The organism is Aeromonas sp. S5(2024), from assembly GCF_041403025.1.
Classification (GTDB): Bacteria; Pseudomonadota; Gammaproteobacteria; order Enterobacterales; family Aeromonadaceae; genus Aeromonas; species Aeromonas hydrophila.
Map to the genome: position 1 here is coordinate 360872 of NZ_JBGLRI010000001.1, position 20859 is coordinate 381730.

Below are 20859 nucleotides of genomic sequence, written 5' to 3' on the forward strand. Positions count from 1 at the left end.
TGACGATGATACGCGTAGACGAATGGACCGATTTCGAAGCCCATGACATCGCCGAGCTGGCGCTGTCGGTGAGCGACGAGATCCATGGCATCAGCGGCCGCGGGACGGCGGAGCTGGCCCGGCTCGACGCCTGGCTGGACGAGGCCATCGAGGAAGGGGATTGCGACCAGGTGCGCCGCCAGCTGCTGCAGGGCTTCTATCAGACCTTAGGGTTTCACGGCGACTGGCAGGACTACTTTTCGGTGGCCAACTGCGATCTGGCCGAGGTTCTGGCCCGCAAGCAGGGCATTCCGGTCAGCCTTGGCATCCTCATCATTCAGCTGGGGCGCAAGCTCGGGCTGGACGTGGAGGGGATCTGCTTCCCCGGCCACTTCCTGGTGAGCTTCGCCGGCAGTGAGGGAGAGGTCTATGTGGACCCCTTCACCGGCGATGAGCTGAGCCTGCACCACATCGAGCTGCTGCTGCGCGGGGCCCTCGGCAACCTGGCCACCCTCAGCTCGGATCACCTGCAGCCTGCGGGCCAGTGGGAGATCATCGAACGGCTGCTCAACGTCAGCAAGGGCGCCCTGCTGCGGGAAGACCGGATGACCGAGGCGCTGCGCTGCAGTGAACTGCTGCTGCGGATGAAGCCCGGCGACCCGCTGGAGACACGGGATCGCGGCTTCATCTACGAGCAGCTCGACTGCCCGCGCTTTGCCGCCGACGATTTTGAATACTTTATTGAACAGTGCCCGGACGATCCGGTGGCCGACGTGCTCAAGGCCCAGCTGGCCGCGCTGGATCTGAGCCCCAAGCCCCTCCACTGAGGGGCGGGTAACGGCCCCGCTGCATGGCGAGGCCCTGGCCGAATGAAGAGTCCCATGCCGTTGCATGCAAGGCCTGGGAGATGCAACAGACGAGTATCGAGGCCGCGCTGCCCTGGGCAGCGCGGCCGGATGTGGATTCAAGCCCTGCAAGCCCTTTTACCTAAGGAAGCCTGAGATGGAACAGAAGAATATCAAGGTCAATGGCATCGATGTCGCCAACGACAAACCGTTTGTGTTGTTCGGTGGCATGAACGTGCTGGAATCGCGCGACATGGCGATGGCGGTGTGCGAGAAGTACGTGGAAGTGACCTCCAAGCTGGGTATCCCGTTCGTGTTCAAGGCGAGCTGGGACAAGGCCAACCGCTCCTCCATCCACTCCTACCGCGGTCCGGGTCTGGAAGAAGGGATGAAGATCTTCCAGGAGCTGAAAGCGACCTTCGGCATGCCGGTCATCTCCGATCTGCACGAGCCCCATCAGGCCAAGCCGGTGGCAGAGGTGGTCGACGTCATCCAGCTGCCAGCCTTCCTGGCGCGCCAGACCGATCTGGTGGAGGCCATGGCCCGCACCGGCAACGTCATCAACATCAAGAAGCCGCAGTTCCTGAGCCCAAGCCAGATGAAGAACATCACCGACAAGTTCGAGGAGTGCGGCAACGACCGTCTGATCCTGTGCGAACGCGGTGCCAACTTCGGGTATGACAACCTGGTGGTGGACATGCTGGGGCTGGGCGTGATGAAGAAGAGCACCGGCGGTTACCCGGTCATCTTCGACGTGACCCACTCCCTGCAGTGCCGCGATCCCATGGGCGCTGCCTCCGGTGGTCGCCGGGAGCAGGTGACCGAGCTGGCCCGTGCCGGCATGGCGGTCGGCCTGGCCGGTCTGTTCATTGAATCCCACCCGGACCCCAAGATTGCCCGCTGCGACGGCCCGAGCGCGCTGCCGCTGGAGAAGCTGGAAGGCTTCCTCAAGCAGATGAAGGCCATCGACGATCTCATCAAGGGCTTCGAGCCGCTTGATACTTCCATCTGAGCCAGGCCCCGCTGGCCCAATAAAAATGCCCCGCACTGCGGGGCATTTTTGTTTGCGGCCTGTTTTTATTTCTTTGGCCAGCATAAATCAATCACAGAATAAATACAGCCAGGTTTCCGTGGTGTTAATGTTGTTAAATCTGTTGTGTGATTGATGTCTATTAATTGCTTTTTTTAACATGGGAAAGTAGCCCCTGTTGTGATGGGGGAACGGCACGAACCGGGCGAAATAACACTATTTCGTCACGGATTGCTGCATGCGTATTTCTGCCATGACACATCTCATTAAATTGACAGGACGTTAAGAATGCAGAAAAGAATAGTCAGCAGCCTGTATTTTCAGGTGTTGTTAGCGATCACCCTCGGGGTCATTCTGGGACATATATATCCCGATCTCGGTGCGGACATGAAACCGCTTGGGGATGGTTTCGTTAAATTAATCAAAATGATCATCGCCCCGGTTATATTCTGCACCGTGGTGACCGGTATTGCCGGCATGGAGAGCATGAAAGCGGTGGGCAAAACTGGCGCCATCGCGCTGCTCTATTTTGAAGTGGTCAGCACCATCGCCCTCATCATCGGGCTGTGCGTGGTCAACCTGCTGCAACCGGGGGCGGGCATGAACGTCGACCCCGCCACGCTGGACGCCAGCGCCATCTCCGCCTATGCCGAGCAGGCCAAGGCTCAGGGCATCATCCCCTTCCTGCTGGACGTGATCCCGGGCAGCGTGATCGGTGCCTTCGCCAGCGGCAACATTCTGCAGGTGCTGCTATTTGCGGTGCTGTTTGGCTTCTCCCTGCACCATATCGGCGAGAAGGGCAAAGTGATATTCAATGTCATCGACAGCTTCTCCCAGGTTATTTTCGGGATCATCAACATGATCATGCGGCTGGCACCGGTTGGGGCATTTGGCGCGATGGCCTTTACCATCGGAAAATATGGTATCGGCTCGCTGGTTCAGCTCGGACAATTAATTGCCTGCTTCTATATGACCTGCCTGCTGTTTATTTTCCTGGTGCTGGGCAGTATTGCCAGAGCGAATGGCTTCAGCATCCTGCGCTTTATTTCCTATATCCGGGAAGAGCTGCTGATCGTGCTGGGGACTTCCTCTTCTGAATCCGTATTGCCGCGCATGCTGGTGAAGATGGAGGCGCTCGGCTGCAAGAAGTCGGTGGTGGGGCTGGTGATCCCGACCGGTTACTCCTTCAACCTGGACGGCACCTCCATCTATCTGACCATGGCGGCCATCTTTATCGCCCAGGCCACCAACACCCCGCTCGACCTGTTCCAGCAGATCACCCTGCTGGTGGTGCTGCTCATCTCCTCGAAGGGCGCCGCCGGGGTGACCGGCAGCGGCTTCATCGTGCTGGCGGCCACCATCTCGGCGGTGGGTCACCTGCCGCTGGCCGGGCTGGCGCTGATCCTTGGCATCGATCGCTTCATGTCGGAGGCCCGCGCCCTGACCAACCTTATCGGCAACGGGGTGGCAACCCTGGTGGTGGCCCGTTACTGCGATCAGCTCGATGAGCAGCAGATGCACGAGGCGCTGAGCAACCCGCCGCAAGCGGTCAAGCTGGATCAGCATTGAGCCGCCGATGCCCGCACTGTGCGCTGCCAGTCTGTCGAGCAAGGACCGCCAACGTGGGTAGGTGAATGCAAGCCATAAAAAAACGGCCCGTTTGGGCCGTTTTTCATGATACCGGTTGCTGCAGAGCGACTTACAGGCTCTGGGTGAAGGTGCGGGTCACCACGTCACGCTGCTGTTCCGGGGTCAGTGCGTTGAAGCGCACGGCGTAGCCGGAGACACGGATGGTCAGCTGCGGGTACTTTTCCGGGTTGGCGATGGCGTCTTCCAGGGTCTCGCGACGCAGGACGTTGACGTTCAGGTGCTGGCCACCTTCGACGGCAGGCTCGGCTTGTACCGGCAGTTCACGGTATTCGAACTGGCCCAGGTCAGAGACGCTGACTTCCTGATCGGCGGCGAAGGTGTCGCCTTTGGCGCAGATGCAACGAGCCTGTTGCTTCTCTTCGTCCAGCAGCCAGAACGAGTTCAGCAGAGCTGCGTTGGCAGACTGGGTGATTTGGATGCCCTTGATCATGGTATGACTCCTCATAGGAAAGCGGATTCAACTGTAAGGAAATTACCCTGATGTATTTAAACCACCGGGATGATTTAAAGGGCCCTTGCCTTACACCTTTACTTTGTTGGGTCATATATACCACGATGGTAATATTACGAAAATTGATCTAAATCAAAAAATACGCGGTTTGCGCGAGCTGGAAGGGATTAAATTATTGAGATTAATCAAAAAGAGGTCATTTTTCTGATTATGTAAGATATCTAAATTATGCATCTTCTATTAATTAAATCTAGTAATTTAACTACATGTTTTAAGGTTTGTGCTATGCATGAGCCGACCTCATCTTCTCTGTGGGGGCATCAGGGCCAAGCCTGCGGTGAAGGTGGCGGGGCCAGGTTTGCCCTCTCTCTGCTTCTCACACATCTATATAAGGCTGCCTCAGCCGAGCCGCCGATTGCCACGGTCACCATGATTCCGCTGCCCACATTGGCCGGGAGGGCTGGGTGCGCGGGAGCTTGTCATACCGTTGCCATGCGGTTGCCATATAGAGACGAGGGGACTCGGAAGAGGGTACCAAGGTTGCGTCCCGAGGGCTGGCCCCCTATCCTGAGCCCCTTGCCGCATTAATGAGGGCATGGTGATGCCAGCACTGGGCCCAGCACCATGTTCTGCCGCATTCAGCGAGGATGGCGGCGTGCTTGCTCGCATGACCCAACATGGGCCAAGCCGCATGTCGCAAAACCCGCCGTATTCATCGAGGATGGTGGCGCGCCGACCTGCATCAGGCGGTGTGACCCAACACGGGGTAACAGGGCGTCCATCCGGACAGATTCAATGAGGAGATTGGGGTGCAGACCTGGACTGATGTAATTGGCTCTGAGAAGGAGCAGGACTATTTCAAGGCGACCCTGGCGACCGTCAGGAGTGAGCGGGAGGCGGGCAAGGTGATCTATCCGCCGGCGACCGACGTGTTCAATGCCTTCAAGCTGACCGAGCTGGATCAGGTCAAGGTAGTGATCCTGGGTCAGGATCCCTATCACGGCCCCAATCAGGCGCACGGTCTCTGCTTCTCGGTGTTGCCCGGGGTGCGCACGCCCCCCTCGCTGGTCAACATCTACAAGGAGATGCAGCGGGACCTGCCGGGTTTTGTCACACCCAGTCACGGCTTTCTGGAGTCCTGGGCCAAGCAGGGGGTGCTGCTGCTCAATACCGTGCTGACGGTCCAGGCGGGCCAGGCCCACTCCCATGCCCATCTGGGCTGGGAGACCTTCACCGACCGGGTCATCGAGCAGATCAATGCCAGCTGTCAGGGGGTAGTCTTCCTGCTGTGGGGGGCCCATGCCCAGAAGAAGGGGCGCTTCATCGACAGGCAGCGTCATCATGTGCTGAGCGCGCCGCATCCCAGCCCGCTCTCTGCTCATCGCGGCTTCATCGGCTGCGGCCACTTCTCCGAAACCAACCGGTTGCTGAGCCAGCAGGGGATGAGCCCCATCAACTGGCACTCGGTCTGCGAGTGAAGGGTTGACGGCTGGCGAGCGGGGGCATGAACAGGGGGGTGGCATTGTGCGTTACCCGCTGTTTTGTCTGCAGATGACTTGATTGAGTGCAAAGTTGGCGCGATAAATGACCGTATACTCGAAACAGGATCGTCTCATTTCAGCGCAAGGAGTGCCCATGCTAGCCAGTCTGCACAAGGACCATCTCAACATCGCCAGGTTGCTGGATCTGCTCAAACACAAGCTCGCCGCCATTCGCGACGAACAGCGGGTCAGCTATTTCCTGATCCGCGATGTGGTGGATTACCTGAGGGAGGTGTCGGACAAGTATCACCATCCGAAGGAAGATATCATCTATGACTACTACCTCAAGTACCGGGTAGTGGAGGGGGACGTCGCCAACCGGCTGCAGGCCGAGCATGCCAAGTTGCTGGAAGCCGGTGCCGAACTCAAGGAGATGGTGGAGATGATCCTGATGGATGCGGTGATCCCGCTCGATCAGTTTACCGCCAAGCTGGAGCAGTTCGTGGCGCTGCAGGAGGCGCACATGAACTACGAGGAGGGGGTCATCTTCCCCCATCTGCGCGACTCGCTGACCGAGGATGACTGGCGTCACCTCGAACAGATCTGGCAGAACCGCGCCATCGGGGATCCCCTGTTCGGACCCGAGATCAGCCAGCACTTTCAGGCACTGGCCAAGCGCCTGTCGCTGCCACTCTCTTCCTGAGGGGTGACACGCTCTTAAAAAAACAAGGCCCCGGTTAACCGGGGCCTTGTTTTTACAGTTCGATCTCGTCTGAGAGACCTTCGTAGGCGATATCGATGGATTGCAGCTCCTTCTGCAGGCGGTGCTTGTCTTTCAACGCCTCAATCTCACGCCATTTACGTTTCTTTCCCGTTGTCCCGCGGCTACGTGAACCGAGCTCAACTACATCGTCATATTCGAAGTTGAACATTTCCATGGCTCCCTCCTTGGTTATTCTCGTTTTCACCATCCGTATAACATAACGGCATTGAAAATAAAACGTTTTCGTGACGAACACATGACAAGGGTCCGGCGCCCATAAAAAAACCGGGTTCCCTTGCGGGAACCCGGTTTTCATCGGCTCATGACGGCTCTCATCAGAGGCGGCTGGCCAGCATGGTTTCCAGCTTGCCCTGGTCGATGGCAAACATGCGGATGCCTTCGCCCAGCTTCTCGTGGGCCATGGCGTCCTGGTTCAGTTCCCAGCGGAATTCGGCTTCGGTCATCGGAGCCGGTTTGGCTTTGCGCTCGCCGGTGTAGTTCAGCTTGCGGACCACGGCGCCTTCGGTCTTGCTCAGCTCTTCCAGCAGGGCCGGGCCAATGGTCAGACGGTCGCAGCCGGCCAGTTCCAGGATCTCGCCGGTGTTGCGGAAGCTGGCGCCCATGACCACGGTCGGGTAGTCGTGCTGTTTGTAGTAGTCATAGATGGAGGTGACGGAAACCACGCCCGGATCTTCGCTGGCGGTGTAGTCACGGTTGTGCTTGGCCTTGTACCAGTCGAGGATGCGACCGACGAACGGGGAGATCAGGAAAGCGCCGGCTTCGGCACAGGCACGGGCCTGGGCGAAGGAGAACAGCAGGGTCAGGTTGCACTGGATGCCCTCTTTCTCCAGCACCTCGGCGGCACGGATGCCTTCCCAGGTGGAGGCCAGCTTGATCAGGATGCGATCGTTGCTGATACCGGCTTCGTTGTAGAGACGGATCAGTTTGCGGGCCTTGGCGATGCTGGCCTGGGTATCGAAGGAGAGACGGGCATCCACTTCGGTGGAGATGCGGCCCGGGACGATTTTCAGCACTTCTAGGCCGATGTTGACTGCCAGCTTGTCGCCCGCGTCGATGATTTGCTGTGCCTTGTCCTGGCTCTGGGCTTTGGCCCAGTTGATGGCGTCTTCGATCAGCGCCGCGTATTCGGGGATCTCGGATGCCTTCAACACCAGAGAGGGGTTGGTGGTGGCATCGATGGGCTGGTAGCGCTTGATGGCTTCGATATCACCGGTGTCGGCGACAACTGTGGTCAGGGCTTTCAGCTGGGTTAATTTATCGGCCATGGCAAATATCATCTCTTTATGAGGGCGCACTCTCCTTCGGAGGGTGCGGGCTCGGGGGTGGCGGGCGTGAGACGACAGTTCTGAAATAAAATTACAAAATCCCGGCGACTCAGGCTCAGAAAAGCGCGATGGGTGTGCCCCATCGTCATTGCCTGCCTAATTAATACGGATGTGGCTCATCCTGCAATAGGGGGGGCTGTATGCTTATCAGCCACTCCCTGGCCGCAGTGGGAAAGAGTGGCTAAAAGTATTTGATAAAAAACGACTTTTATCCTTTTTGCCAGAGTGAATTTAGCGGCCGCCAAAAACAACTTTTTTGGTTGATTATCGGTTTTGTGGCATCGATCACACAAATTGTCCGATCAGCCTCTTGAAATTTTATTACGTGTAAAACGTTTGGCGAAACAAAGGGGTTTTGGTTGCCCGGATGGGTAAACGCTTGCGTAATGGTTTGCCCCCTTCTCTGCTTGCTCTACCTCTATATAGATAATTGCCAAAAAGTGCTCTTTTGGGTCTAATTTGTCGGCTGATTGATTGGATTCTCAGTTTTGTTGAAATTTTGCGAGTTAAATGAAGCTTTAATGCACTGGATCGCTCGTTTTTTGTTTCCGCAGTGATCCCGATCACTATTCTGAACTCCCTCGCTATGCTAGATTCCGCCCCTTTAGTGAACCGCAAATTCAGAAACAGACAGCAAGGGGTCAGCGCAGACTGACCATGGATGTGATAACAACGAGAGAAATATGGACACCTTGATCGCAATGATTAACGACCTGATGTGGGGAGCCGTGCTCATCTACCTGCTCATCGGCGTCGGCATCTTCTTCACCTTCCGCCTGGGTTTTATCCAGATCCGACACTTCGGCCACATGTTCTCCGTCTTGCGCAACAGCCGCAAATCAGACAACGCCGGCATCTCCTCCTTCCAGGCCCTCTGTACCAGCCTTGCCGCCCGCGTGGGTACCGGCAATCTGGCCGGGGTGGCGGTGGCCATCTATCTGGGTGGCCCGGGTGCCATCTTCTGGATGTGGCTGATCGCTTTCATCGGCATGGCGACCGCCTTCGTCGAGAGCACCCTGGCCCAGCTCTACAAGGTCAAGGATGAGGACGGCAACTACCGTGGCGGCCCTGCCTACTACATGGAGAAGGGGCTCGGCATGCGCTGGATGGGGGTGTTGTTCTCGCTCTGTCTGATCCTGGCGTTCGGTCTGGTGTTCAACGCGGTACAAGCCAACTCCATCAGCCTGGCGATGAACGTGGCCTTCGGCATTCCCGACTGGGTCAGCGGTTTGGCACTGGTGGTGCTCTCCGGTCTCATCATCTTTGGCGGCATTCGCGGCATCGCCCGTTTCGCCGAGCTGGTCGTACCCTTCATGGCGCTGGCCTACATCCTGATGGCGCTGTTCGTGGTTGCCATGAACATCAGCGAGCTGCCGGGGGTATTCAGCCTCATCATCAAGTCCGCCTTCGGTCTTGAGCAGGCCGGCTCCGGTGCACTGGGCTACGCCATCTCCCAGGCGATGATCAACGGCATCAAGCGCGGTCTCTTCTCCAACGAAGCCGGTATGGGCTCCGCTCCCAACGCCGCCGCGACCGCGACGCCCTATCCGCCGCACCCGGCCTCCCAGGGTTATGTGCAGATGCTGGGGGTGTTCCTCGACACCATCGTCATCTGTACCTGTACCGCCGCCATCATCCTGATGTCCGGCCAGTTTGAACCGGGCTCCGGCATCACCGGGGTAGAGCTGACCCAGCGGGCGCTCTCTTCCCAGATCGGTGGCGGTGGCAACATCTTCATCGCGGCGGCCATCTTCTTCTTCGCATTCACCTCCATCGTGGCTAACTACTCCTACGCCGAGACCAACCTGGTGTTCCTCGAGCACAACCACAAGGGCGGTCTGATGCTGTTCCGGATGTTCGTGCTGGGCATGGTGATGTTCGGCTCGGTGGGCGAGCTGCCGACCGTGTGGGCCATGGCGGATGTCTCCATGGGGCTGATGGCCATCGTCAACCTGGTGGCGATTCTGCTGCTCTCCGGGGTGGCCATCAAGCTGGCGCGGGACTACAACGACCAGCTCAAGCTGGGCAAGGTGCCCACCTTCGACGCCAACAAGTACCCCGAGATCCGCAGCCAGCTGGAAGAGGGGATCTGGGACAATCCGGCGCAAAACAGCAAGCAGGCATAAGCCTCGCAGTCGCCGTTGTCTGACAACAAGGGGAGCCACTGGCTCCCCTTTCGTTTGGGCGCTGTTTTCACCGCCGTCAGCTGTGGGCATCCCAGCGCCGGCAGATCTGACGCAGTCGTCGCCGCAGCTGGCGAAAGGTACGGTGGCGCTGCGCCGCCGACAAGGGGGCATAACGCCAGCGCCGGTAGAGCCAGGCCCCCTGTTGCAGCGGCCGCGCGAGAGAGGGTCTGAGGTCGGCGAGGCGCTCGCACCAGCTGGCCAGGCTCTCCCCCGCCAAGGGCTGCCAGCCATGGCGGGCGGCGCGCCGGCGCAGGGGTTGCCATAGCCGCAGGGGCAGTGGAGTCGGGCCGCGCCAGATCAGCAGGCCACCCACCAGGCTGGCCACCCCCAGCACGGCGGCCAGGATCAGCCAGTGGGTATGGCCGGTCAGCACCGGCCAGCGTTGTCCCAGCTGCTGCCACAGGCTGGCGGCATCATAGTTGAGTACCCAGCGGGTCCATTGGTAGTCGAGATTGGCCCCCCACCAGCGCAGCTGGTTGAGCAGGGCCCAGTTGCGATAACGCTGCAAGGAGAGCGGGTCAGCGGCGGCGAACTCGCCGCCAAGGGCCGCCGGCATGCCCCCCTCGATGCGCTGGGGAGCCACTGCGGCGGTGGGATCGAGCCGCTGCCAGCGGTTCTGCTCATCCAGATACTCCACCCAGGCGTGGGCATCAAACTGATGCACCTCCAGGTAGTTGCCCCTCGGATTCCACTCGCCGCCGAGGTAGCCGGTCACCAGCCGGGCCGGGATGCCGGCCGCCCGCAGCACGAAGGCGGTGGCCGTGGCGTAGTGACCGCAAAAGCCGCGCCGGCTCTCGAACAGAAAATCATCCACTCCGTCTTGTCCCAGCCGCGGCGGCTGCAGGGTGTAGTAGAAGTCGCCCTGGCGAAACTCGCCCAGCAGGGCGGCGGCCAGCGCCTCTGGCGCCGGATGGCGGGCCTTGAGCGCCAGGGCGTGGGCCCGGGCCTTGGGGTTGCCGCCGGCGGGCAACTGCAGGTTGAGGCGACGGGCAGCGTCATCGGCAGGTGGCGCCATGGCGGCCGTGCTGACCCGGTAACTGACGCGGCCATCCCCCCGGTCCTGGCGATAGAGGGTGGCGAGGGGGCTCAAGGTGACCGGGCCGCTCAACACCTCGGGGTTGGCCTGGGCCAGGGTCCAGCGCAGGCGCTGGGGCTCGGCGATCACCTGATAGCTGCCGGCCGGCAGCGGGGTCGCCGGGTTGGCCGGCGGCGGCATCTGCCCGGATTGGGATTGTTGCCAGCGGCGCACCTGATCGCTGAGCAACCAGCGCCGGCCATCGAACAGCTCCTGGCGCATCAGCGGGAAGTAGCGCTCCTTCGGCGGTGGCGGCGCGGCGGCGAAGGTGATGCGAAAGGCCAGCTCGGAGGAGTTGACCAGCTCGCTGATGTCGCCGGGGGCCACCTCCTCCGAGAGGCCGGAGAGGGCGCGGCTGCTGCTCGGCATCTGCCACAGCGGTGCGAGCCTTGGCAGCAGCAGAAACAGGGTGAGCAGCAGGGGGATGGCCAGCAGCAGGATGAGCCCGGCCCGGCGCCACAGGCGCTGGCCGAGGGGCTGTACCGCCGCCAGCAAGGTGGTGACCGCCAGCCAGAGTGCCCCCGTCATCGCCAGGGCCCACCCCATGCTTTGCCGTTGCACCAGCGCCAGCGCGACGAGAAAGAAGGCGAGCAGCAGCACCTGCTCCACATCCCGCTCTCGCCGGACCTCGATGAGCTTGAGGCCGTAGCCGAGCCAGAGCAGGTTGATGAGGGCCGGCAGGGTGCCGAGCTGGCGCCACTGCCAGCCAAGCAGCGCCACGCCCAGCATGGCCAGCAGTGCCAGCGCGGCGGCAGGCGGCGGGCTCCAGCCCCGCCACAGCATCATGGCCCGCACGCCCAGGGTGAGCAGTGAAACGGCCACCACCCAGAGTTGCAGCTGGGGCCAGAGTGCCGGGATCAGCAGCAGTTGCAGCAGGGCGAGCAGCGGCAGCAGACGCCGGTTATCGAGCAGCATTGAGGTTGACCTCCTGCGGCGGCTCCACGGCATCGACGCGGGCCAGCGCCAGCCGGCAGCGCTGCAAAAAGGCGGCGCCGCTGTCCGGCCCGAGCGTCCGGCCCGCCAGCGTCAGGCTGAAGGGAATGCCCCGCTTGGCGTAGTCGTCACACCACCAGGCGAGCACCGCCAGCCGCTGCTCCAGATCCCGGCCGCCGACCCGCTGTGGGCTGAGGTGGGTATCATCCTGCCCCGGCTCGCAGAACTGCTTCACCAGCAGGCCGCGTCCCTGGGCGAGCTGCTTCCAGGCGACCCGACTCAGCGGCTCCCCGCTCTGGTGGGCTCGCAGCATGTCGAAGTCCCCCATCGAGGCCGGGGTAGGCTGCCCCCGGTTGCCCACCGCATCGGTCGTGGCCTCCCCGCGCAGGGGACCGTACTCGGGGGCCGGGGCGAGCCAGCCCTCCAGCTGCAGGTCCAGCAGCGTCCAGCAGCGAAACAGGCCGAGGGGGTAGCGACTCTCCACCCGCAGCCTCTCCAGCGGCAGGCGTCCGCGCCGGGGGCCCAGTACCGGCAGGAGCAGGGGTTGCGGCACCGCATCTACCTGCGCCAGCCAGAGCCGCCCTTCATTGAGGGAGAATTGCAGTGCCTGCAGTGGCCGTTCGCTGCGCACTGTGATGGGCATGGGCAGGGGGCTGCCCGCCTCTCCCAGCACGGTGGGCCCCCCCAGCAGAGACAGTCCCAGCAGGTTGCGGTGGGTGAGCCACATGGTGACCATGAACAGGCTGCCGAGGCCGTAGGCCACCAGCAACACCAGGTTGTTCTGGTAGTTGGTGCCGAGCAGATAGATGGCCAGCATCACCAGCAGATACCAGAGACCGAGCCGGGTGGGCAGGATGAACAGGCAGCGCCCCTGCAGGGTGATCTGGCGGGCTGGCGGGATGCGCCGGGCCAGCCAGCCTTGTTGCCACCTGGCCCTGCGCTGGCGCCAGTTCATCAGGGGCGATCCGGATCGACCCGGGCCAGCAGGCGCTGGCTCAGCGGGCAGGCTTCGCCACGCTGCACCCCGAAGCTGCCCCTGAGCCTGTGTTCGGCCACGTAGGGGAAGACTGCCTGCACATCCTCCACGCTGATGAAGCGGCGACCCGCCACTAGGGCCCAGGCCCGGCTCACCGCCAGCAGGGTCTGGGCGGCGCGGGGCGAGAGCGGTTGCGGCAGGTCGGCGTCGAAGCGGCTCTGTTGCACCAGCGCCAGCAGGTAGTCGAGGCTGGCATCGGAGAGGTGGATCTGCGCCGCCTCGGCCTGCAGGGCGGCCAGCTCGGTGGCGCTCAGCTGGCGCTCGAGGGGGGCGCTCTGGCTGGCCCCGCACAGCAGTCGGCGCTCCGCTTCCGGGGTGGGAAAACCGAGGGAGAGGCGCACCGCGAAGCGATCGAGCTGGGATTCCGGCAGGGGGTAGGTGCCCGCCTGATCCGCCGGGTTCTGGGTGGCGATGACGAAGAAGGGGGAGGGCAGCGGGTGGCTCTCTCCCTCTATGCTCACCTTGCCCTCGGCCATGGCCTCCAGCAGGGCGCTCTGTACCTTGGGGCTGGCGCGGTTGATCTCGTCCGCCAACAGCACCTGGGCAAAGACGGGGCCCGGGTGAAAGCGAAACTGCTGCTGGTGGGGATCAAAGATCTGCAGCCCCAGCAGGTCGGCCGGCAACAGATCGGCGGTGAACTGCACCCGCCGGCAGTCGAGCCCCAGCACCTGCGCCAGGGCATGGGCCAGGGTGGTCTTGCCCATGCCGGGCAGATCCTCGATGAGCAGGTGACCGCGGGCCAGCAGGGTCACCAGCGCTATCTTGAGCTGCAACGGCTTGCCGAGGATCACCTGCTCCAGTGCCGTCAGCAGCCGGGTTATCTGTGGTTGTGTCTGCACGTGCGCCTCCCTGTGTGATGCCGCCTCTACAGCTTATACGCCCGTGGCCGGGCAAGAGGGGCAAGTCATGGATAACCCATTGAATCTGGATGATTTGGTGGGTGACTTCACACAGACTTCACCCAGGCTCATGCTCGGCACACGCTAGCCGGTTAGGCTGACGGCTCCTGAACATACTGAGATTTTTGCCATGAAACAGACCAGATCCCTGCCACTGCTGGCCCTCGGCACCCTGCTGCTTGCCCCGCTCGCCCTGGCGGCCCCCGTCGATCCGCTGAACGCTGTGGTGGATGACTCCATCCGCCCCATGCTCAAGCAGCACAGGATCCCGGGCATGGCGGTCGCCGTGCTGAAGGGGGGGCAGGCCCACTACTTCAACTACGGGCTGGCCGATATGGCGGCCGGGAAGAAGGTCAGCGAGCAGACCCTGTTCGAGATTGGCTCGGTCAGCAAGACCTATACCGCCACCCTCGGTGCCTACGCCGTGGTCAAGGGGGGGATTGGGCTGGATGACAAGGTGAGCCGGCACGCGCCCTGGCTCAAGGGCTCCGCCTTTGATGGTGTCACCATGGCGGAACTCGCCACCTACAGCGCCGGGGGGCTGCCGCTGCAATTCCCCGACGAGGTGGAATCGGTCGAACAAATGCAGTCTTACTATCGCCAGTGGACGCCGGCCTATCAGCCGGGCAGCCATCGCCAGTACTCCAACCCCAGTATCGGTCTGTTCGGCCATCTGGCGGCGAGCAGCCTGCAGCAGCCATTTGCCCAGTTGATGGCGCAGACCCTGCTGCCCGGGCTGGGTATGCACCACACCTATCTCGATGTGCCGAAGCAGGCCATGGCGAGTTATGCCTATGGCTATTCGAAGGAGGACAAGCCTATCAGGGTCAATCCCGGCATGCTGGCCGACGAGGCCTACGGCATCAAGACCAGCTCGGCTGATCTGCTCGCCTTCGTGAAGGCCAATATCAGCGGGGTGGATGACAAGGTGTTGCAGCAGGCCATCTCCCTGACCCACCAAGGGCGCTACTCGGTCGGCGAGATGACCCAGGGGCTGGGCTGGGAGAGTTACGCCTATCCCGTCAGCGAGCAGACGCTGCTGGCGGGCAACTCCTCGGCGGTGATTTACAATGCCAACCCGGTCAAACCTGTTGCCGCGTCCCAAGAGACGGGGGGGGCGCGACTCTACAACAAGACCGGCTCGACCAACGGCTTTGGTGCCTACGTGGCCTTCGTGCCCGCCAAAGGGATCGGCATCGTCATGCTGGCCAACCGCAATTACCCCAACGAGGCCAGGATCAGCGCGGCCCATGCCATTTTGAGCCAGCTAGCACCCTGATCCGCCGCACTTGGCGGATGGCCCACGGGTCGCCAACACCATATTGAAAAACGCCGGCCAGTCCGGCGTTTTTTTATGCATAGAGGGTTGGCAGCGGGAAAAACAGATCCGTTTGCACCAATAAAACTAATGTGGTTTCATTAGAAAACTTCACCTATTGCAACAAGTGAAGTGTGATCGGCTATTGGTTTGCGTTAATAGTAGTGTCTTATCATGCCATCTGTCGATTTTTCGGCTTTTACAATTGTCGCGAGAGTGTCCGGTGTACGATGACGGGTGCAAACGGCTGCCAGCCCGTTGCCAAACGCCTGCGGAATATTGTGCCGGGCATGAAGCCGCCCGATCCCCACCTTATCGTGTCAGGAGCCATCCGGCTTATTCCCAGCCCTGCCAGCTGACCATCCGCCGCTGCGAGCACAGTGGTGATCACCACAGACAGAGGTGCCCGCGCACACTTATCCGTGCGGCGGCCCCATATCACACCAATAAAAAACACCAAGACAGGTAGGTTAGCATGCGTCCATCGGCCCCGACCGGGTTGTTGCAACAGCCCAAACCCTTTTTCATGATCTTCTTCGTCGAACTCTGGGAGCGCTTCGGTTATTACGGCGTCCAGGGGATCCTGGCGGTGTTCTTCGTCCAGCAACTGGGATTTTCACAGGAGCAGTCGTTCATCACCTTCGGTGCCTTCTCGGCGCTGGTATATGGCCTCATCTCGGTGGGCGGCTATGTGGGTGACCATGTGCTGGGCACCAAGCGCACCATGGTGCTGGGGGCCATCGTGCTGGTCATCGGCTATTTCATGACCGGCATGTCCATCTACAATCCCGACCTCATCTTCTATGCACTGGGCACCATCGCGGTCGGCAACTGCCTGTTCAAGGCCAACCCTGCCAGTCTGCTCGCCAAGTGCTATGAGCGCGGCGATCCCCGACTGGATGGGGCCTTCACCCTGTTCTACATGTCGATCAACATCGGCTCGCTCATTTCGCTGTCGCTGGCGCCGGTCATCGCCGATCACTACGGCTATACGGTGACCTACAACCTGTGCGGGGTGGGTCTGGTCATCGCGCTGCTGACCTTCTTCGCCTGTCGCCACATGGTCAGGGACATCGGCTCCGAACCCGACCATCTGCCGCTCGATTACGGCAAGCTGCTGCTGGTCTTGCTGGGATCGGTGGCACTGGTCTTCTTCTGCGCCTGGCTGATGCACCACGTGGTGATCGCCAACATGGTGCTGATGACGGTGACCCTGGCCGTGGTGATCTTCTTCTTTCGCGAGGCCTTCAAGCTCGATGCGGTGGCCCGCAACAAGATGTACGTGGCCTTCGTGCTGATGCTGGAAGCCGTGGTGTTCTACGTGCTCTACGCCCAGATGCCGACCTCGCTCAACTTCTTTGCCATCAACAATATGCATCACGAGATGCTGGGGATGAGCGTCAACCCCATCAGCTTCCAGGCGCTCAACCCCTTCTGGGTGGTGGTCGGCAGCCCGGTGCTGGCCATGATCTATACCCGGCTGGGCAGCAAGGGGCGCGATCTCACCATGCCGCTCAAGTTCACCCTGGGCATGCTGTTCTGCTCCCTCGGTTTTCTCACCGCGGCAGCCTCCGGCATCTGGTTTGCCGATGCACAGGGGCTCACCTCACCCTGGTTCATGGTGCTCATTTATCTGTTCCAGAGTCTGGGGGAGCTGATGATCAGCGCCCTGGGGCTGGCCATGGTGGCGGCATTGGTGCCGCAGCGGCTGATGGGCTTTATCCTCGGGATGTGGTTCCTGACCCAGGCGATGGCCTCCTTGCTGGGGGGCTATGTGGCGACCTTTACCGCCGTGCCGCAAGGGGTGACCGATCCGCTGCAGACCCTGCCCATCTACACGGACGTGTTTGGCAAGATTGGACTGGTGACCCTGCTGGTGGCGGTGGTGATGGCGCTGATGGTGCCCTGGCTCAACCGCATGATGCATGCCGGTCAGGGTGAAGAAGGGGAGGGTCTGCTCTCGCAACAGGCCAAGGCCTGATGCAGGCATGGGGAGGGGCAGGCTTGACCTGCCTCTCCCCCGTCTGTCAACCGTACTGCTCTTCCATCCAGGCTTCCAGAATGAGCTGGGCGGAGACCCCGTCCACGCTGCCTTTCTCCAGCGCCCGATAACCTCCCCGCTCGAACAGACGTGCCCGCGCATCCGTGGTGGTGAGCCGCTCGTCCTTGAACTCCACCTGCTTGCCGAAGCGGCCGTGCAGCCGGTTGCCGAACTTGCGGGCCCGCACCGTGATCTCCTGCTCGGTGCCGTCCATGTTGAGCGGCAGGCCGACCACCAGCAGATCCGGTTGCCACTCCTTGAGCAGCTTGTCGATATCGTCCCAGTTGGGGATGCCGTCGTTGGCCTTGATGGCGCGCAGGGGCTGGGCCGTGCCGGTAAGCTCCTGACCGATGGCCACCCCTATGCTTTTGGTGCCGTAGTCAAAGCCCATGATACTGCGTGATGACATTGCATTGATTCCTCAAAATGCCTCGCGAAATGCGTGGCAAACGGCATCAGCTGTGGCCGATGTCGCTGGATAGATGGATGGGGTTGACCCCTATGCTGGCGGCGGCCTGCTGCCAGCGCTGATGGATCGGGGTCTTGAACACCAGATCCGGATTGGGCGGTATCACCAGCCAGGCACCGTCGACCAGCTCCTGCTCCAGCTGGCCGGCGCTCCAGCCGGCATACCCGAGCGCCACCAGCCAGTGGGCGGGGGCTTCCTCGGTGCCGAGGGTTTCCAATATATCCTTGGAAGTGGTGACCATGAGTTCATCCCCCACCTGCAGGGTGGAGTTGAAGCCGGGTCGGAAGCTGTGCAGCACGAAACCGCGGTCGGCGTGCACCGGCCCTCCCTGCAGCACCGGCTGCTTGAGCTCGGGGCTGGGGGGCGGCGCCAGTTTGAGCTGGGTCAGCATGGCATCCAGCGACATGTCCACCGGGATGTTGACCACCAGCCCCATGGCGCCCTCTTCGCTGTGTTCGCACAGATAGACCAGCGAACGCTCGAAATAGGGATCGGAGAGGCTCGGCATGGCGAGCAGGAAGTGATTTTGCAGTGTTTGCATATGGGCCAAATATTGCAAAGGTATTTGGGTCAATTATGGCAGTTCGCCGAGGCGGGCAAAACCGCTTTTTACCGCTTGCGGGCCGGTTCCCCGCCGCAGTCAGGATGGAGATAACACCATGGAAGGTATTTCGATCAGACAGAAGTTGATCCTGGGTTGTGTGGTACCCCTGCTGGCACTGGTGCTGCTGGTGATCGGGGCTGTCCAGGCGATGTCACAGCTGATGGCTGGCATGAACAGCATGTATCAGGGGGAGGTGGTGCAGCTCAAGGAGCTCAAGCAGATCGCCGATCTCTACGCGGTCAAGGTGATCGATGCGGCCAACAAGGCCAATGTGGGGGGCTTTGACCCCGCCAGATCGCGCGCGGACATGAGCGCCGCCCAGCAGGAGATCAAGCGCATCTGGCAGGGCTACCGCAGCCAGCCGATGAGCCAGGCGGAGCAGCGGGAAGCCGACCAGATGCAGGGGCTGTTTGCGGCGGCAGACCGGGAGATTGAGGCGGTGATGCAGATCCTGGCGGACATGCAAGGGAGCAATCAGGGTCAGCTGGTCGCCCATATCATGCCGCTCTATCGGGTGATCGACCCGGTCAGCGACGGGATCAGCGCCCTGGTGGAGTACCAGCTGAAGGAGGCCGAGAAGAACATGACCGAGCTCAACGGGTTCAGGGTGCAGCTCAACCGGCTGTTTATCTTGTTGCTGGTGGTCGGCGGCGCCTGCATCCTGTTCTTCGGGGTGTGGGCCGGGCGCAGCGTCAGCCAGCCCCTGGCTGCCATGGGCGGGATCTTGCGCGGCATGCAGACGGATCTCGATCTGAGCAAGCTGGCACCGGTGCTGCGCAAGGACGAGATGGGCGGGCTGGCCCACTCCCTCAACGACGTGATCTGCCATTTTCGCGAGCTCATCACCCAGATCAACGGCATGGCGGAGCAGCTCGCCAGGGAGTCGGCCCAGCTGGCCCATATCGGCGTCGAGAGCCGCCAGCGCTTCGCCCAGCAGCAGGCCGAGACCGATCAGACTGCGACGGCCATGAACCAGATGAGCGCGACCGTGGCGGAAGTGGCCAACAGCTCCAACAACGCTGCCGATGCGGCGCGCCATGCCGACGGGAGTGCCCGCCACGGTCACCAGATAGTGGCGGACGCCATCCAGTGCATGTCCGGGTTGTCGTCCCAGATCCAGAACACCGCCGGCATGATCACCCAGCTGGCTGATGACAGCCGCAATATCAGCAGCGTGATGGACGCCATTCGCGGCATCGCCGAGCAGACCAACCTGCTGGCGCTCAACGCGGCCATCGAGGCGGCGCGGGCCGGCGATCAGGGGCGAGGGTTTGCGGTGGTGGCCGACGAGGTGCGCACCCTGGCCCAGCGTACCCAGCGATCCACCGAGGAGATCGGCAAGACCATCGTCAAGTTGCAGCAGGGGGCCACCCAGGCGGCGTCCAGCATGGAGCTGGGACTGGATCAGGTGGAGCAGTCCAACCGCACCGTGCTGGCCTGTGGTCAGGCGCTTGGCGAGATAGTCAGCTCGGTCAACGTGATCAACGAAATGAATACCCACATCGCCACGGCGGCGGAGGAGCAGAGCAAGGTGGCCGAGGACATCAGCCGCAACGTGGTCAATATCGCCCACATCGCCAGCGAATCGACACAGGCCGCCTCCCAGTTGAACCAGAGTTGCCACGAGCTGGAACAGCTATCCTGCGAACTCAAGGTGAAGGTGGGGCAGTTCCGTTGCTGAGGGGCGTGCCCGGCGTTCTGGCAGGAGAAACAACAGAGGCGGCCACTGGGCCGCCTCTGTTGTTATTGCCGTTTAGCTTCGGGCCACTCAGGCTTTTGCCAGCCGACGCTCGATGGCATCCATCAGCATGCCGGTGATATGTACCGGGAAGGCGGCCTCTATCTCGCGGATGCAGGTCGGGCTGGTGACGTTAATCTCGGTCAGCCGATCGCCGATGATGTCGAGGCCGACGAAGATGAGGCCCTTGGCCTTGAGGGTCGGGCCGACGGCGCGGGCGATGGCCCAGTCCGCCTCGCTCAAGGGGCGTGCCTCGCCACGGCCACCGGCCGCCAGATTGCCGCGGGTTTCCCCTTGCGCCGGGATACGGGCCAGGCAGTAGGGTACCGGTTCACCGTCCACCACCAGCACCCGCTTGTCGCCATCCTTGATGGCGGGCAGATAGGTCTGCGCCATGCAGTACTGGCTACCGTGGGCGGTCAGGGTTTCGATAATCACGCCGACGTTGGCGTCATCCTCCCTCATGCGGAAGATGGAGGCGCCGCCCATGCCGTCCAGCGGCTTGAGGATGACGTCTTTGTGCTGGGCGTGGAAGGCGCGCAGCTTGTCGGCGCGGCGGGTCACCAGCGTGGTCGGGGTGTGCTCGGCAAACCAGGCGGTGTAGAGCTTCTCGTTGGCGTCGCGCAGGCTCTGCGGCTTGTTGACGATGAGGCAGCCTTCATCCTCGGCCCGCTCCAGCATGTAGGTGGCGTAGATGAACTCGGTGTCGAAGGGGGGATCCTTGCGCATCAGGATCACGTCCAGGCTGGAGAGCGGCTGATCCACCACCTCGCCCAGGCTGTACCAGTCGGCATAGTCATATTTGACGGTGAGCGGGCGCATGGTACCGAAGGCGCGACCGGCCTCCATGTAGAGGTCTTTCATCTCCAGATAGAACAGCTCGTAGCCGCGCTTTTGCGCCTCTTCGAGCATGGCGAAGCTGGAGTCCTTCTTGATGTTGATGGCCGAGATGGGGTCCATCACGATGCCGAGTTTAATGGTCATCCGCTGTTCCTTCTTAATGGCTCGATAGGGT

The 20859-nt window shown here is 61.6% G+C and carries 18 protein-coding genes; 9 read left to right on the plus strand and 9 right to left on the minus strand.

Annotated features, from left to right (window positions below; all coding sequences use genetic code 11):
- The first annotated feature begins 5 nt into the window (after positions 1-5).
- The 3 genes from ACB032_RS01710 to ACB032_RS01720 all read left to right on the plus strand — a co-directional run bounded on the left by ACB032_RS01710 (position 6) and on the right by ACB032_RS01720 (position 3423).
- Complete coding sequence (locus tag ACB032_RS01710; RefSeq protein WP_011706932.1) at positions 6-806, plus strand: SirB1 family protein; 801 nt, start codon at positions 6-8, stop codon at positions 804-806.
- A 175-nt stretch (positions 807-981) separates the two neighbouring features.
- On the plus strand, positions 982-1836 hold the full coding sequence (gene kdsA / locus ACB032_RS01715; RefSeq protein ID WP_011706931.1) for a 3-deoxy-8-phosphooctulonate synthase: 855 nt from the start codon (positions 982-984) through the stop codon (positions 1834-1836).
- Between the two features lie 306 nt (positions 1837-2142).
- Positions 2143-3423: a dicarboxylate/amino acid:cation symporter gene (locus tag ACB032_RS01720; RefSeq protein ID WP_029304184.1), complete on the plus strand. Its 1281-nt coding sequence runs from the start codon at positions 2143-2145 to the stop codon at positions 3421-3423.
- Positions 3424-3553: 130 nt separating this feature from the next.
- Here ACB032_RS01720 and grcA read toward each other — a convergent pair whose 3' ends face one another.
- Positions 3554-3934, minus strand: a complete 381-nt coding sequence (gene grcA, locus ACB032_RS01725) for an autonomous glycyl radical cofactor GrcA (protein WP_011706929.1) — start codon at positions 3932-3934, stop codon at positions 3554-3556.
- 830 nt (positions 3935-4764) lie between these two features.
- Here grcA and ung point away from each other — a divergent pair.
- Complete coding sequence (ung, locus tag ACB032_RS01730; RefSeq protein WP_011706928.1) at positions 4765-5433, plus strand: uracil-DNA glycosylase; 669 nt, start codon at positions 4765-4767, stop codon at positions 5431-5433.
- A gap of 157 nt (positions 5434-5590) precedes the next feature.
- A complete protein-coding gene (locus ACB032_RS01735) occupies positions 5591-6139 on the plus strand; it encodes a hemerythrin domain-containing protein (RefSeq protein ID WP_011706927.1) in 549 nt (182 codons plus the stop codon).
- Between the two features lie 52 nt (positions 6140-6191).
- Here ACB032_RS01735 and ACB032_RS01740 read toward each other — a convergent pair whose 3' ends face one another.
- Both ACB032_RS01740 and tal read right to left on the minus strand, forming a co-directional pair.
- Positions 6192-6374, minus strand: coding sequence for a DUF3545 family protein (locus ACB032_RS01740; protein WP_016351599.1), 183 nt, complete (start codon positions 6372-6374; stop codon positions 6192-6194).
- Positions 6375-6534: 160 nt separating this feature from the next.
- On the minus strand, positions 6535-7485 hold the full coding sequence (gene tal, locus ACB032_RS01745) for a transaldolase (RefSeq protein ID WP_016351598.1): 951 nt from the start codon (positions 7483-7485) through the stop codon (positions 6535-6537).
- Between the two features lie 743 nt (positions 7486-8228).
- On the opposite strand from tal, the gene ACB032_RS01750 reads away from it, so the two are divergent.
- The gene (locus ACB032_RS01750; RefSeq protein WP_011706925.1) at positions 8229-9671 is read left to right on the plus strand and encodes a sodium:alanine symporter family protein; all 1443 of its coding nucleotides are present in this window, start codon (positions 8229-8231) and stop codon (positions 9669-9671) included.
- 76 nt (positions 9672-9747) lie between these two features.
- Here ACB032_RS01750 and ACB032_RS01755 read toward each other — a convergent pair whose 3' ends face one another.
- Genes ACB032_RS01755 through ACB032_RS01765 form a run of 3 tightly spaced genes read right to left on the minus strand, consistent with a single transcriptional unit; the run spans position 9748 to position 13614 of the window.
- On the minus strand, positions 9748-11721 hold the full coding sequence (locus ACB032_RS01755; protein ID WP_371137206.1) for a DUF3488 and DUF4129 domain-containing transglutaminase family protein: 1974 nt from the start codon (positions 11719-11721) through the stop codon (positions 9748-9750).
- Complete coding sequence (locus tag ACB032_RS01760; protein WP_371137207.1) at positions 11708-12694, minus strand: DUF58 domain-containing protein; 987 nt, start codon at positions 12692-12694, stop codon at positions 11708-11710. Before ACB032_RS01760 ends, ACB032_RS01755 begins: the two co-directional genes overlap by 14 nt.
- Positions 12694-13614 (minus strand): AAA family ATPase, encoded by a 921-nt coding sequence (locus ACB032_RS01765; RefSeq protein ID WP_371137208.1) that lies wholly within the window; start codon positions 13612-13614, stop codon positions 12694-12696. Before ACB032_RS01765 ends, ACB032_RS01760 begins: the two co-directional genes overlap by 1 nt.
- Before the next feature lie 190 nt (positions 13615-13804).
- Between ACB032_RS01765 and ampC the strand changes: the two genes are divergently transcribed.
- Together ampC and dtpB are read left to right on the plus strand one after the other, a co-directional pair.
- The gene (gene ampC / locus ACB032_RS01770) at positions 13805-14953 is read left to right on the plus strand and encodes an FOX/MOX family class C beta-lactamase (protein WP_371137209.1); all 1149 of its coding nucleotides are present in this window, start codon (positions 13805-13807) and stop codon (positions 14951-14953) included.
- 514 nt (positions 14954-15467) lie between these two features.
- A complete protein-coding gene (gene dtpB, locus ACB032_RS01775) occupies positions 15468-16973 on the plus strand; it encodes a dipeptide/tripeptide permease DtpB (RefSeq protein ID WP_017409166.1) in 1506 nt (501 codons plus the stop codon).
- A 46-nt stretch (positions 16974-17019) separates the two neighbouring features.
- On the opposite strand, the gene ruvX is transcribed toward dtpB, so the two are convergent.
- Both ruvX and ACB032_RS01785 read right to left on the minus strand, forming a co-directional pair.
- The gene (gene ruvX, locus ACB032_RS01780) at positions 17020-17442 is read right to left on the minus strand and encodes a Holliday junction resolvase RuvX (protein ID WP_011706917.1); all 423 of its coding nucleotides are present in this window, start codon (positions 17440-17442) and stop codon (positions 17020-17022) included.
- Positions 17443-17488: 46 nt separating this feature from the next.
- Positions 17489-18043: a YqgE/AlgH family protein gene (locus ACB032_RS01785; protein WP_016351591.1), complete on the minus strand. Its 555-nt coding sequence runs from the start codon at positions 18041-18043 to the stop codon at positions 17489-17491.
- Positions 18044-18161: 118 nt separating this feature from the next.
- Here ACB032_RS01785 and ACB032_RS01790 point away from each other — a divergent pair, with 118 nt between their 5' ends.
- The gene (locus ACB032_RS01790; protein ID WP_371137210.1) at positions 18162-19787 is read left to right on the plus strand and encodes a methyl-accepting chemotaxis protein; all 1626 of its coding nucleotides are present in this window, start codon (positions 18162-18164) and stop codon (positions 19785-19787) included.
- Between the two features lie 87 nt (positions 19788-19874).
- Here the strand turns inward: ACB032_RS01790 and gshB are convergent, their stop codons facing one another.
- Positions 19875-20828, minus strand: coding sequence for a glutathione synthase (gene gshB / locus ACB032_RS01795; RefSeq protein ID WP_371137211.1), 954 nt, complete (start codon positions 20826-20828; stop codon positions 19875-19877).
- Positions 20829-20859 lie beyond the last annotated feature (31 nt).

What these genes read in the sequence shown, in the direction of transcription:
- dtpB (WP_017409166.1), top strand. Translation starts at nt 15,468, where the DNA reads ATGCGTCCATCGGCCCCGACCGGGTTGTTGCAACAGCCCAAACCCTTT.
- ACB032_RS01750 (WP_011706925.1), top strand. Translation starts at nt 8,229, where the DNA reads ATGGACACCTTGATCGCAATGATTAACGACCTGATGTGGGGAGCCGTG.
- kdsA (WP_011706931.1), top strand. Translation starts at nt 982, where the DNA reads ATGGAACAGAAGAATATCAAGGTCAATGGCATCGATGTCGCCAACGAC.
- tal (WP_016351598.1), bottom strand. Translation starts at nt 7,485, where the DNA reads ATGGCCGATAAATTAACCCAGCTGAAAGCCCTGACCACAGTTGTCGCC.
- ACB032_RS01720 (WP_029304184.1), top strand. Translation starts at nt 2,143, where the DNA reads ATGCAGAAAAGAATAGTCAGCAGCCTGTATTTTCAGGTGTTGTTAGCG.
- ACB032_RS01735 (WP_011706927.1), top strand. Translation starts at nt 5,591, where the DNA reads ATGCTAGCCAGTCTGCACAAGGACCATCTCAACATCGCCAGGTTGCTG.
- ACB032_RS01755 (WP_371137206.1), bottom strand. Translation starts at nt 11,721, where the DNA reads ATGCTGCTCGATAACCGGCGTCTGCTGCCGCTGCTCGCCCTGCTGCAA.
- ACB032_RS01790 (WP_371137210.1), top strand. Translation starts at nt 18,162, where the DNA reads ATGGAAGGTATTTCGATCAGACAGAAGTTGATCCTGGGTTGTGTGGTA.
- ACB032_RS01710 (WP_011706932.1), top strand. Translation starts at nt 6, where the DNA reads ATGATACGCGTAGACGAATGGACCGATTTCGAAGCCCATGACATCGCC.
- ACB032_RS01760 (WP_371137207.1), bottom strand. Translation starts at nt 12,694, where the DNA reads ATGAACTGGCGCCAGCGCAGGGCCAGGTGGCAACAAGGCTGGCTGGCC.
- ACB032_RS01785 (WP_016351591.1), bottom strand. Translation starts at nt 18,043, where the DNA reads ATGCAAACACTGCAAAATCACTTCCTGCTCGCCATGCCGAGCCTCTCC.
- grcA (WP_011706929.1), bottom strand. Translation starts at nt 3,934, where the DNA reads ATGATCAAGGGCATCCAAATCACCCAGTCTGCCAACGCAGCTCTGCTG.
- gshB (WP_371137211.1), bottom strand. Translation starts at nt 20,828, where the DNA reads ATGACCATTAAACTCGGCATCGTGATGGACCCCATCTCGGCCATCAAC.
- ruvX (WP_011706917.1), bottom strand. Translation starts at nt 17,442, where the DNA reads ATGTCATCACGCAGTATCATGGGCTTTGACTACGGCACCAAAAGCATA.
- ACB032_RS01740 (WP_016351599.1), bottom strand. Translation starts at nt 6,374, where the DNA reads ATGGAAATGTTCAACTTCGAATATGACGATGTAGTTGAGCTCGGTTCA.
- ampC (WP_371137209.1), top strand. Translation starts at nt 13,805, where the DNA reads ATGAAACAGACCAGATCCCTGCCACTGCTGGCCCTCGGCACCCTGCTG.